The sequence below is a fragment of the Rummeliibacillus sp. GQ308 genome, from assembly GCF_059759115.1.
Genome location: NZ_JCAXDQ010000004.1, coordinates 154,375 through 167,177, shown reverse-complemented (window position 1 = coordinate 167,177; position 12,803 = coordinate 154,375). Strand labels below are relative to the sequence as shown.

At 36.5% G+C, this 12,803-nt stretch carries 14 protein-coding genes; 9 read left to right on the top strand and 5 right to left on the bottom strand.

Annotation, left to right across the window (positions count from 1 at the left end):
• The first annotated feature begins 5 nt into the window (after positions 1 to 5).
• The 9 genes from walK to AC6CHJ_RS14260 all read left to right on the top strand — a co-directional run bounded on the left by walK (position 6) and on the right by AC6CHJ_RS14260 (position 8,033).
• Positions 6 to 1,838 (top strand): cell wall metabolism sensor histidine kinase WalK, encoded by a 1,833-nt coding sequence (gene walK / locus AC6CHJ_RS14300; protein ID WP_066791154.1) that lies wholly within the window; start codon positions 6 to 8, stop codon positions 1,836 to 1,838.
• The gene (locus AC6CHJ_RS14295) at positions 1,829 to 3,175 is read left to right on the top strand and encodes a YycH family regulatory protein (RefSeq protein WP_249775117.1); all 1,347 of its coding nucleotides are present in this window, start codon (positions 1,829 to 1,831) and stop codon (positions 3,173 to 3,175) included. Before walK ends, AC6CHJ_RS14295 begins: the two co-directional genes overlap by 10 nt.
• Positions 3,162 to 3,992: a two-component system regulatory protein YycI gene (locus tag AC6CHJ_RS14290; protein ID WP_147197594.1), complete on the top strand. Its 831-nt coding sequence runs from the start codon at positions 3,162 to 3,164 to the stop codon at positions 3,990 to 3,992. Before AC6CHJ_RS14295 ends, AC6CHJ_RS14290 begins: the two co-directional genes overlap by 14 nt.
• 12 nt (positions 3,993 to 4,004) lie before the next feature.
• Complete coding sequence (locus tag AC6CHJ_RS14285; RefSeq protein WP_147197592.1) at positions 4,005 to 4,793, top strand: MBL fold metallo-hydrolase; 789 nt, start codon at positions 4,005 to 4,007, stop codon at positions 4,791 to 4,793.
• A gap of 219 nt (positions 4,794 to 5,012) precedes the next feature.
• Positions 5,013 to 6,287: a S1C family serine protease gene (locus tag AC6CHJ_RS14280; protein WP_066791147.1), complete on the top strand. Its 1,275-nt coding sequence runs from the start codon at positions 5,013 to 5,015 to the stop codon at positions 6,285 to 6,287.
• Positions 6,288 to 6,459: 172 nt separating this feature from the next.
• Complete coding sequence (locus AC6CHJ_RS14275) at positions 6,460 to 6,624, top strand: CxxH/CxxC protein (protein ID WP_147197590.1); 165 nt, start codon at positions 6,460 to 6,462, stop codon at positions 6,622 to 6,624.
• A 90-nt stretch (positions 6,625 to 6,714) separates the two neighbouring features.
• Positions 6,715 to 7,194, top strand: a complete 480-nt coding sequence (rlmH, locus tag AC6CHJ_RS14270; protein ID WP_147197588.1) for a 23S rRNA (pseudouridine(1915)-N(3))-methyltransferase RlmH — start codon at positions 6,715 to 6,717, stop codon at positions 7,192 to 7,194.
• 119 nt (positions 7,195 to 7,313) lie between these two features.
• Positions 7,314 to 7,631, top strand: coding sequence for a hypothetical protein (locus AC6CHJ_RS14265; protein WP_498289083.1), 318 nt, complete (start codon positions 7,314 to 7,316; stop codon positions 7,629 to 7,631).
• A gap of 12 nt (positions 7,632 to 7,643) precedes the next feature.
• The gene (locus AC6CHJ_RS14260; RefSeq protein WP_498289081.1) at positions 7,644 to 8,033 is read left to right on the top strand and encodes a MerR family transcriptional regulator; all 390 of its coding nucleotides are present in this window, start codon (positions 7,644 to 7,646) and stop codon (positions 8,031 to 8,033) included.
• Positions 8,034 to 8,190: 157 nt separating this feature from the next.
• On the opposite strand, the gene rluF is transcribed toward AC6CHJ_RS14260, so the two are convergent.
• The 5 genes from rluF to AC6CHJ_RS14235 all read right to left on the bottom strand — a co-directional run bounded on the left by rluF (position 8,191) and on the right by AC6CHJ_RS14235 (position 12,642).
• Positions 8,191 to 8,898, bottom strand: a complete 708-nt coding sequence (rluF, locus tag AC6CHJ_RS14255; protein WP_066791138.1) for a 23S rRNA pseudouridine(2604) synthase RluF — start codon at positions 8,896 to 8,898, stop codon at positions 8,191 to 8,193.
• Positions 8,899 to 9,100: 202 nt separating this feature from the next.
• Positions 9,101 to 9,874: a sulfite exporter TauE/SafE family protein gene (locus AC6CHJ_RS14250; protein ID WP_147197577.1), complete on the bottom strand. Its 774-nt coding sequence runs from the start codon at positions 9,872 to 9,874 to the stop codon at positions 9,101 to 9,103.
• Between the two features lie 43 nt (positions 9,875 to 9,917).
• Positions 9,918 to 11,267, bottom strand: coding sequence for an amidohydrolase family protein (locus AC6CHJ_RS14245; protein ID WP_392997050.1), 1,350 nt, complete (start codon positions 11,265 to 11,267; stop codon positions 9,918 to 9,920).
• A gap of 63 nt (positions 11,268 to 11,330) precedes the next feature.
• The gene (locus tag AC6CHJ_RS14240) at positions 11,331 to 11,789 is read right to left on the bottom strand and encodes a hypothetical protein (RefSeq protein WP_066791133.1); all 459 of its coding nucleotides are present in this window, start codon (positions 11,787 to 11,789) and stop codon (positions 11,331 to 11,333) included.
• A 1-nt stretch (position 11,790) separates the two neighbouring features.
• A complete protein-coding gene (locus AC6CHJ_RS14235) occupies positions 11,791 to 12,642 on the bottom strand; it encodes a DUF3100 domain-containing protein (protein ID WP_392997048.1) in 852 nt (283 codons plus the stop codon).
• Positions 12,643 to 12,803: the final 161 nt, after the last annotated feature.

Below are 12,803 nucleotides of genomic sequence, written 5' to 3'. Positions count from 1 at the left end.
AGAACATGCAAAAGGTCCGTTTTTTTAAATCAGTCCAAGTTAAACTAGTACTGATTTATGTATTACTCATCCTTATTGCAATGCAAATTATAGGGCTTTATTTTGCAAAGGAATTGGAACAAAACCTAAAGAAGAGCTTTGAAACTTCAGTTACTGATCGTTTGACGCTTGTTAACTTTAGCGTTAAAGAAGAATTGTTAAAAGAACGAACGGATAGTGATCCAACGCTTGAACAAAGCTTAAAAAGTATTGTAGATTTATCCTCCGATGATATTAAAGAAATTAGAGTCATAGATCCGCGTTACCGAATCCTTGCTTCTTCTGATAAGAGCAATCAGTCTATTGTCGGGCAACGAGAAATGGATTCACTTGTAAGGCAATCTATTACAACACAAACGCGCTATGCCAAAATTGCATTAGATGAAAAGACACGCAAAAGAATTTGGGTAGTGGCCACTCCCATCATGTCAAATGGAAAGGCTAATGGCAAAGAAATTGGAACCGTTTATGTAAAGGCAAACATTGAACGGATTTTTGAGCAAATGAATGATATTAATCAAATCCTTGCAGCCGGTACAGCATTAGCTTTAGCCATAACAATTGTGCTTGGCATTTTTATTGCCAGAACTATTACAAAACCAATTTCCGATATGCGAAGACAAGCGCAAGCAATGGCCAGAGGGAATTTCTCAAGGAAGGTTAAAGTTTATGGCAACGATGAAATAGGTCAATTAGCTATTGCCTTCAACCATCTGACCAATCGTCTTCAAGAAGCGCAGTCAACTACTGAAGGTGAGAGAAGAAAGCTTGCCTCCATCCTTACGAATATGACGGATGGCGTTATTGCGACTGATCGGAAGGGGAAAATTATATTAATCAATTCACCAGCTGAAAAACTGTTAAATAGCGGCCATAATGAGCTAATGGGAAGACCATTGGTTTCTGTATTAGGTTTGGAGAAACAACATACATTTGAGGATTTAATCCACATGAAGGATGCAATCAACCTTGATTTTAGTTCCTCAGAGCGTCCTTATATTTGGCGTGCTAATTTCTCTGTAATACAGAAGGAAACTGGCTTTGTGAACGGTTTGATTACAGTACTGCATGATATTACAGAACAAGAAAAGATTGATATGGAACGGCGCGAGTTTGTGTCTAATGTATCTCATGAATTGCGTACGCCACTTACAACGATGCGCAGTTACTTAGAAGCATTGACAGAAGGGGCTTGGCAAAATAAAGAGATTGCCCCGCACTTTTTACATGTCACACAAACTGAGACGGAGCGAATGATTCGTCTGGTAACAGACTTATTACAGCTTTCCCATATGGATAGCAGAGAATATGAAATCAATGCTGATATTGTGGACTTTAATCGATTCTTCAACAGCATTATTGACCGTTTTGAAATGGCAAAATCGAAGAACGTTGAATTTATACGATTATTGCCTTCTGTTTCATACTATGTAGAAATCGATACAGATAAGATTACTCAAGTTATTGATAATATTATCTCCAATGCATTGAAATATTCGCCGGATGGCGGCAATATCCGCTTTGGCATGAAAGCAAATGACGGTATTTTAACCGTCATGATTTCAGATGATGGAATGGGTATTCCGAAAGATAATGTTGACCGTATTTTTGACCGTTTTTATCGTGTAGATCGGGCACGGGCACGATCTATGGGTGGAACAGGGCTTGGTCTTGCTATTTCTCGGGAAATGATTGTAGCGCATGGCGGGAAAATATGGGCAGAAAGTGAAGAGGGAGTAGGTACAACCATTTTCTTCACATTGCCATATGAAGAGGATGAGGCAGGTGAGTGGGATTGAAATATATCGAGCAGATTAAATCACTTTTACTCTTCGTCTTAGTCTTTTTAAGCATTACATTGACGTTTTCCATTTGGACATACAAACCAGACTATGACCCACTTGAAAAGCAAAAACCGCCGCTGAATGTTTCTTTTGAAAAGAAACAACAGCTGGCTGATGTCGTTAAACCATATCGGATGGTCTTCCACGAGAAGGATACGTGGCGCGGCACAGATCGGTATGAAGAAATGAAAAACATGCTGAATCGAATGCATCGTTGGCGTATCTCTAATATGACTTTAGTAAGCAAAAATGCGAATGCCTATAAGGTGAATCAATTAATGAGAGATGCAGATAACTTCACGCTATTTTTCCCTGCTGAGGTGCCCTATGCCATCTTCCAAAATATTTTGCCGTCCGTCGATGAGCAGCCTAAAAATCTTTCATTTAATAAAATGATTTTAGATTGGGAGCGCATAGACGACTCAGATGAACTTATTGTTTTCTTCGCCAATACTGCTAATGGTCAGCTTTACAAAGCAAAGGTACATGTAGATAGCCAAGATGACTTTTATAAACATATTATAGACAAATCTCATTCTCTTGAACGTTATATTGCGTACGCAAGGGAAAGAGGAAATACACTGTATTTACCTGCACAAGAGGAGAAGGTTATGCAGTATACGTATTTAAGCTCTTCTTCCTCTATTGATAAGTTTAAAAATGCATTATTTACAATGCCTAAAAGAGTTAAAAGCAGTATTGATGATACAAACTTTAAAGAGAATTATACGGATGGCGTTTCCATGATGACGGTTAATACAAGTAAAAAAACATTGGATTATGTTGATGCCAATGCTGTAGACAACTTAGAAAAGACAAATAAATCTAGCCTTATCTTGAATACATTCAATTTTATTAATGAACATGGTGGATGGACAGGCGATTTCCGCTATGAAGATGTTGATACTTCAAACAACAAAATTATGTATCAGCTATATGTGAAAGACTATATGGTATATACTGACGCATCTGTCACCTCTACAGCGATTGAGACTGTATGGGGAGAAACCCGGATTGCTCGTTATATACGTCCTTATTACAAGCTTGTCTCTGTCCCTGAAAACGAAACCGTTATGATAGAGAGTGGCGAAAGAGCCATTGAGGAAATAAGCAAACAAGATGGTGTCGATATAAATGATGTGGAAGAAATAAGGCCGGGTTATTATTTATCTACGAATGAACGTCCGAATGTCTTTATACTGAAGCCTACTTGGTTTTACTTTATCAATGGCAAGTGGAAGTCTCTACCTCTAGTACCGAGTGCAGGAGGTGAGCAAGTTGGATTGGAATAAAGCCAAAACCATCTTTATCATTGTATTTTCTATTTTAAATATATTTTTGTATTATATGTACGTAAATCGTTATAATGAAGCGCAAAGTGTTCCTGTTATTGGCGATACAGATTTTTCTACACGTTTAAAAGATGAAAACATAACGATTAAAAATAAGCCTGCTGCAACGATTAACGTCTCCTATATTTCAGGCAAAATTAAAAAATTTAATATGTTGGAGCTTGCCCAATTGAAAAATCAAAAGCTCCATATCGGTAATAATGACACAGAAATTGTATCAAAGATTACCAAGCCGATGCCTTTGACAAGTTTATCAGCTAATAATATAACGCAATTTGTTGAGAAGAATGTTTATAAAGGAAGATCGTATAGGCTTTGGAAGATAGACAAGTTAAACAAAGTAGCAACATTCTTCCAAGTTTCAGATAATCGAACGATTTATTACAATCAGAATGCAGCTGTAAAAGTACATTGGAATGACGCAAATGAAATCACAAACTATGAACAGAGGATGTTTGATTCACTGAAAAGTTTTGGCGAAAAAGGAACGTTGATTGAACCAGAAAAAGCTATTAAGGCTATTCTAAACAAAGGCTATTTAATGCCGAACTCTACTATTACAAAAATAGAGCTTGGCTATTCAACACTTGTACCTTTAACGCAAATCCAAGTACTGGCACCAACATGGTATATACATGTAGAGTTGCCAAAGGATAAAAAAGGGATTAAGAATGAAGTGGATTACTTTGTAAACGCAGATGGGACAATCGTAGATATTGAACATAACGCCAAAGAAAGGGAATTACAGCAACAGTAAGGAGTTTTAGCCATGCAGTTTAGTGTGTTAGCTAGTGGCAGTACTGGCAACTCCATCTTTGTAGAGAGCGGCGAACATTCATTAATCGTCGATGCTGGGTTGACTGGCAAAAAGATGGAACAGCTTTTTGAAAAAGTAGGCCGTGATATAAAAAGTTTAAACGGGATATTGGTTACACATGAGCATTCTGACCATATTAAAGGTGTGGGAGTGCTGGCGAGAAAATATCAAATACCTGTATTTGCAAATGAAAAAACATGGAAGGCAATGGATGGGCTAGTCGGAACAATTCCAACAGACCTTCGTTTTCAATTTGATATGGAAACGGTCAAAACCTTTGGCTCATTAAATGTTGAGTCCTTCGCTGTTTCACATGATGCAAGTGATCCTATGTTTTATTGCTTCCATGATGGTCAAAGAAAGCTAGTGGTCATCACAGATACAGGCTATGTTAGCGATCGGATGAAAGGCATTATAAGAAGTGCTGATTCATTTGTTTTTGAAAGCAACCATGATGTTGGCATGCTGCAGATGGGACGTTATCCTTGGTCAGTCAAACGCCGAATTTTGAGCGACTTAGGGCACGTTAGCAATGAGGATGCAGCTGTTGCAATGAGTGAAGTTATAGATCAGAAGCCAACGCGCATCTATTTATCACACTTAAGTAAAGACAATAATATGAAAGATTTAGCACGCATGAGCGTTTCTCAAACATTGCAATCATGTGGCATTATGCCTGGTGAATTCGTCCAATTGTATGATACGGATGCGAATGAACCAACAGAACTGGTCACAGTCTAAATATATAGAAATCCCCCTTTATGAAAGGGCTCTGTTCGTTATATTGATAACGAACGAGATTAGAGTCAGTTTAATAAAAGGGGATTTTTTTATGCCGAAATGGGGAAGTTAAGATTAGGAAAACTTTGAGGTGATTTTAAACTTGTTTTCATCTTATTTTAATGTTGGTCAGATATTGTATTACTAATGAAGCAGATAATTGAAGAAAGGGTGAAATATATGGGATATTACGATCAAGATGAAACAAAAACACGTAGAAAAGATGGCAGCAAGGCAGGCTATTTTTTGAGCGGAATTATCGGTGTCATTGTAGGAGCACTTCTTGTATGGCTCTTATTGCCGTCCATGGTGGATTACCTGCCGAATAATAATAGTGCGAGAGTATCGAGCAGCGGCAGTTCCACAGCCAATAAAACATCAACTCCACAGGTGTCTACAGAGGTTTCAACGAATGTAACAGATGCTGTTGCGAAGACAAAGGATGCAGTCGTGGGCATTACAAATATTCAACAAACGCAAACTGACTTATGGGGCGACTTACCATTCCAAGATGGTGGCGGCATCACTGGAGGTAATGGCAAAAACGATCAGGATTCTAGTGAGCCAGTTGGTAGTGGTTCTGGTGTCATTTATAAAAAAGTAGGTAACAAAGCATATATCGTCACCAATAACCATGTTGTTGAAGGAGCTAAAACGTTAGAAGTTACATTTTCAGACGGCTCTAAAGAACAAGCTAAGCTAGTCGGTACAGATATATGGACAGATTTAGCGGTTATTTCTATCTCAAGTAAAAAGGTAAAAACGGTGGCTACTTTTGGTGACTCTGATAAATTAAAACAAGGTGAAACCGCAATTGCTATTGGTAACCCTCTAGGATTAGACTTCTATGGTTCTGTTACAACTGGCGTTATCTCAGGAACTGATCGTACTGTGCCGGTTGATTTAAATGAAGACGGTACGGAGGATTGGCAAGAAGAAGTATTGCAAACAGATGCAGCAATCAACCCAGGGAATAGTGGCGGTGCATTAATCAATTTGGCAGGTCAAGTCATTGGTATTAACTCAATGAAGATTTCTGAATCTGCTGTAGAAGGATTAGGTTTTGCCATACCAATCAATTCAGCTATTCCTGTAATAGACGAATTGCAACAAACGGGGAAAGTAGTAAGACCTTCAATGGGCGTATCACTAATCGATTTAACAGATGTACCAGCTTACCACCAAAGCCAAACATTAAAATTGCCTCCTGAAGTAACAGCTGGTATCGTTGTTAGCCAAGTTGTAAAAAATTCTTCAGCTGAAAAAGCAGGTATTCAAAAATATGATGTCATAGTCGAAATGGATGGAGAGAAAGTAGACAATTCTATCGACCTCCGTAAGATTCTTTACAACAAGAAACATGTTGGAGATCACATCAAATTGAAAGTGTATCGTGATGGCAAGTTGGTTCAAAAAACATTAACATTAGAAGACAGCTCAAAACTAAAACAATAATTTAGTTTGTGGATAAGTAATGGAAAAAAATTAAATTATAAACAAGCGAGCAAGGAAAGAAAATCCCCTTCTTTCCAGCTCGCTTTTTGTTTGATACAATGAGTTGTGGATAAAAAAAGGTAAATTGTGCATAACTCTGTGGAAATCTAAAAGCAAGAAAGGAATAAATATTTTGACAATATATAGCTGTGAAACCCATATAGGACATGCTTTAGACATGTTTGTTGCAACTGAAAAAAAGATACCGTTAATGGAAAATATCAGTGAGGAAGAAAAGTTATCCACAAAGTGCGAGTACTGTGAAGAGCGTGCAACATATATTGTGGCGAACAAATGAACGCCCACAATATATTGAAATGAATTGTGGATATGTGTATAACTTTTGGGGATAAGTTGTTTGTAAATAAAAAAGGTAGGTGGATAACTTGTGGGTATAACAATTATTAGTGTCGGTAAATTGAAGGAAAAGTATTTAAAAATGGGCATTGAGGAGTATGTCAAACGCTTAAATGGTTATACAAAAATGGAAATTATCGAAGTTCCTGATGAAAAAGCGCCTGAACAATTGAGTGATGCTGAAATGGAAATCGTTAAAAAGAAGGAAGGAGAAAGGATTCTCGCTAAACTAACCCCTGATCATTATGTCATCGCCCTTGCTATCAATGGTAAGATGCGCAGCTCCGAGGAACTCTCAAAAGATATTGAAAGTCTCATGACATATGGCCAAAGCAAAATTGCTTTCGTCATTGGTGGTTCGCTCGGCCTTCATGATGATGTGTTACATAGAGCCAACGAAAAACTTTCCTTTGGAAAAATGACCTTGCCACATCAACTAATGAAGCTAGTATTAGTGGAGCAAGTGTATCGAAGTTTTCGGATTATGAAGGGCGAACCCTATCACAAGTAAGTACGGTTTTTGAATTGCATAGAACAGGCTACGAATTAAAGTAGGCTGTTCTTTATTTATTGACATGGAGTTAACTCCATCTTTTAAAGTGTATATATTAAAAGAATGGAGTGATGTAAATGGCTAGTGTGACGTATATATTGAGTGGATTATATGCTTTTTTAATGGCAGTAGCAGGCATCCAACAATGGAAAGAAGAAGGATATCATGTACGAGCCTTATTATTCATTATTGTATCAACAGGAATTATTTTAACCTTATTTATACCAAGTAAAGACTTGCTGTTTCTATTACTAATTCTCTCATTTGTTTTTCTACACATATTGACGATTATACAAGGGATAGTAACAAATGGCCGCATTAAGTACAGCCATCATATCAGTCGTTTTATTTTCCATAGTATAATTATTCTAATGGTTTATAAATTTATAAAATAGTAGGTGGTAGTGGTGAAAATTGGAGAATTTGCAGAGCGTACCGGTATTAGTAAAGATACTATTCGATACTATGAAAAAATAGGTTTATTACAGCCAGAAATTATAAACAAATATCGTGAATATAACAATAATGACGTCATTCTAATTGAAACCATTATTAAACTAAAACAAACGGGATTTTCACTATTGGAAGTTAAGATGCTTTTTGATTGGTCGAAAAATACGGATCATAATAAAAAATTAACACAAGAAGAAATTCAAAATATCCTTCAAATAAAAGAGATATTTCAAAATAAATATACACAAATGGTACAAACGGAAAATAACATTAAACAAATAAAACGTGTATTACTAAACGCAGATTATAAAATTGAACAACTATTAGAAAGAAATGAGGGTTAGAGTTTTTAACTTTTATATAGATGTCCTTTAAGCATATCATCCTTAGTGCTTCTTTCTTTGAAAGTAGGCACTAAGGATTTAATTCTAATGAGATTGTCCCTTTAGCTAGGCATTATTTCAATGATAACTCTACTCTATATTTAATATTTCATACTTTTTACCATTCTTTTGGTTCATAGTTTAATTCTCTAAATAATTGAGTTCGCTCTTTCTTAGATAAATCTCTCCATTGTCCAGGTGGGAGGTTACCTAAATGAATATTCATGATTCGGGTTCTTTGTAATCGGTACACTTCGTATCCTAATTCAGCACACATGCGGCGGATTTGACGATTTAGTCCCTGTGTCAAAATGATTTGAAAATCAAATTTTGATAATTGAACGACTTCACAAGGAAGTGTTTTGGTACCTAATATTTTGACTCCCTCTGACATCTTCTTCAAGAATTCAGGAGTAATTGGCTTGTCTACAGAAACGATATACTCCTTTTCATGCTTATTTTCAGAACGCAGAATTTCGTTAACAATGTCGCCGTCGTTCGTAAGAAGAATTAAGCCCTCGGAATCTTTATCCAAGCGTCCAATATTAAATATTCTTAATGGGTGGTTGACCAAATCAACAATATTCCCTTTTACACCTTTTTCGGTTGTACTCGTAATGCCTACAGGTTTATTTAAGGCAATATAGACATTATTCCTTGCTACAAAGATTGGATTTCCATCTACTTGGACGTCATCCCCAGCTTCAACTTGGCTACCTATAGTTGCACGTTTACCATTGATCGTAACTCTTCCATCAGTAATTAATTTATCTGCACCTCGTCTAGATGCTTTTCCAGCTTCACTTATATATTTATTAATACGCATGTTGGCACATCCTTAATCAGGGATTGTTTTATTAAATACTAACTATACTTTATTTTAAGGCTGAATCACATACTATTATTCAGATATAAGGGATAAAAGTTCATGGCAATTGAAATATATATCGCCATCATAGGTTATAAGGAAAGTAGAGAAAGGTACTCTTTGTAGGGCTTAGAGGGTCCATCTATAAAAAAAGTGGGGGTCAGGCCCCCACCTTTAGCATAACTAGCATATAAACAGAAGATAGGATAGTTATGAGTGCAATCATTATTTTTAAACGGTTGATAGGGACCTTATTAGCAAGACGAGTACCTGTAATAATCCCTATAATGGTTCCAATTAAACTAGCGATAATTAACATTGGGATGGTTTTCATATTGGCATGGGCAAAGTAGCCGAATATGGAGGGAATAGCGATAAACACAGAATTTAAAAGACTTACCCCTACTGCCACCCGAATATTGATTCCGAGGCTAACTAGTAACGGTACTAATAAAATGGGACCACCTGCCCCTGTTAATGCGCAAATGGTTGCTGTTAGAAAACCAAGAAGGATAATGATTGATGAATGATTCAATAGTATTGATCGATTTACTTTAGTATCATCCTTGTTTTTCTTAAGCATAGATAGCCCAGCTAGCAGGATAAAGATATAGAGAAGAAGCTTTGCTAGGAAATCAGAAATGAGTACATTGATTTGAACTCCCAAAAACGCACCTGGAAGACTGCCGAGGCTTAAAAACAGCGCTAGTTTTAAATCCATGTTTTTTGATTTCCAATAAGAATAGGCACCAATTATACCCGAAACAGCAAAGGATAAGAAACTTAGTGCAAGAGAATCATGCACAGGTATATCTAAAAAGCCTACGTATATTAGAGGGAGAAGAAATCCTGCAATTCCGGACATCCCTAATAAAATGCCAATAATTAAATTGGAACATGCGACAATACTAAAAAGAAATAAATTTGTAAACATTTATCAGACCTCAATTATTCCTAACCCATGAATTAGAGTAGGGTTATATGTTTGCTCGAATAGAAAGTTCCTTCATTGCAAGCTTACTTTCATATTTTATTTTTTCTTCATCCAATGTAAGTACTTCCCTGTTTTTCATTAATATTTTGCCATCGACAATACAATCGGTTATATCATTACTGTTAACAGATTCGATTAGGGTATTTAGCAAGTTATGTGTCGGAGAAATATGCGGCTGGTCAATGTTAATTAAAATCATGTCCGCTTTTTTACCAACCTCTAATGTCCCTAGATGATGCTCTCGTAACATGGCTTTAGCGCCACCTAATGTCGCCATTTCTAAGATGTTCTTTGAAGGCATGACAACTGGATCAAAAATAGGAACTCCCAAAAAGGCTCGCATTAATGATTTAAACACTTTCATCTGGTCAAATAAACTCAATCCAGAGTGACCAGCTCCATCTGTTCCAAAACCAACACTTATACCCTTTTGCAGTAGGCTAGGCGTCTTAGGAATTCCCTTGCCTGAATTACTAATGGGACAATGAACGACCTTACTATTATAAGTTTTAATAATATCCATTTCATTTTCAGAAAGTAGAATACTATGTGCACCTAGGAAATTTTGATCCAAGACACCTATAGACTCAAGATATTCAAACGGGCGCATTTTAAAGTTTTCCAAGCAATAGCTAATTTCATTTGGATATTCATTCATATGAGATTGTACACCTGTGGAACATTCCTTTGCGGCTGCAAAAACTTCCTGAATTAAATCAGGTGTACAAGTAATAATAGATCTCAGTGAAAACCATACATCTAATCTTCCGTCACCTGTTCCATGAAATTGGTTATATAATTGCCGGTTTTCACTAATATTTTTCTCTATACTAGATTTCATTATATCAGGAATATCCTTGCCGGTATCCATAGTGGAACATGTAATAGCCCCTCGTAGACCAGATTCCAAAATAGATTCTGCTACCTTATACATATGTCTTCCACCTGCATCAATAAAGGCTGTTGTTCCCGACTTGATCATTTCAAGGCAGCTTAACTGAGAGCTTATGTATACATCTTTTTCTTGCAGGTTACTTTCAAATGGAACCATTATGCGTGTCCAGATCATAGGGTATTCATCTGCAATTCTTCCACGTAGAAGCTGCTGACATGAATGGGTATGGGCATCAATTAAGCCGGGCATCAGTAATTTTCCATTTCCACATAGCACTTCTTTTGATTTGTAGGATTTTGATAAGAGAATATTATCACCAATATCTATGATGGTATTGTTTTTTATAACAAGACATTGGTTATTTAGTACGTTTAAATCTGGGGTTAATATAGAACAGTTTGTAATCATTAAATCAGCATTATACTCTCTATTTTCCATAACAATTCTCCTTAAATGGCTTTAGGAAACAGGATGGCAGTCGCCTTCCTACCTCATTTGTATTTAGAATGAATCTAACGTATCAGTTAAGTTTAAGAACACTTGAGCAAAAATGGCTTGTATAAGAAATGTACCGGTAAAAACTAAGATCGCTACGATGACCATTTTCCAACTTTGGCTGATAAAGGATTTAAAATTAAGACCAATTCCAGCAAGGGTCCCAACAATTGTTATTGGAGCCATAAAGGATATTTTGGCTGTGTAATCAATGATTGGCTGGGAGATGGGGGAAATAGGACTTGCAACAAGTAATCCTGTAAGAATTACATAAACAATGGCTGGTATTCTTAAAGGAATTAATTTTCCTAAAAATATCCCAATGAAAGCTATAGCTGATAAAATCATTACACCTGGAATGGATTCTGCAATGGACATATGATTTCCAATTAGGTTAGCCACAAGGGTTGTAATAACAGAAGTGAATAAAAGAGAAATAGTCCAATCGCGCATATTCATTGTCATATTAACTACCAACCTTCATATTTTTTGTTTCTCGTGTATGTTTTGGGCTGATTCTTGGTTCAAGCCAGTAATACATTTTCCTTGTAAGAGGAAGTGAAATGAATAAAGTGAAGTAAATTCCAACAATTGCAGCCAACATATCACTTGCGCCTGCTAGCATTACAATCTGATCAGCATATTCCGGATAGATGGTTGCCAGTGTGCTAGATGCAGCCGCCATCATTACACCACTCCCGACACCACTGGCCATAGCTAGTGCTAAGGGATGGAAAATGTTCATGGATGCTACCAAACTTGCCAAAAAACCGATATAAATTGTACCGATTAAAAAACCGATGATGTAAATAGACAGGGCGCCCCTTGCTTCTGGTGAATTGGCTCCGTATAGATGACAAATCAGTCCATAATCCTTATCACGGCATGTAGAGCTTGTAGCACCGATGGCTTCTTTCTTAATCCCTAATAATAATGCGACTGGTAAGGCTAGAAAAATTGTTCCAACATGTCCAAGCTCTTGGAAAGCTAATCCGGGACCTACATCAACTAGTTTTGGAAGATTCGCACCGGCTAGTACACCTACTTTTGCCATAAAAGGAGTAATGGCCACGAGAACAAGTGATGAGGCATTTTTTGATTCCTTTTCTTTAAAAAATCGAAAAATATCAGGTCCAAGTAAGACACTTATCACAATCGCAAAAAGCATTGGATATATGATAATTAAAGCAGACCCTATTTGAAGCTTTTTTAACCCAATTAATTCAGCAACGAGAACGATGACTAGAGCAGCCAGGTATAAACGATAATTCTCCTTGATTATTTTTCCTATTGATTGATATTGTTCTTTGGTTTTCATTCTCTTTTTCCTCTCCAGTTGATTTTCTCTTTTTAGAATAGTTTCGTATAAATATGAGTGAAAAAAGAAAAACTCTAGTTAAAATAACTAGAGTTTGACATACAGAAAAAACAAAAAACGAGAAATAGCCTGAATAATGAATGGTTTGAACAGTGCTGATA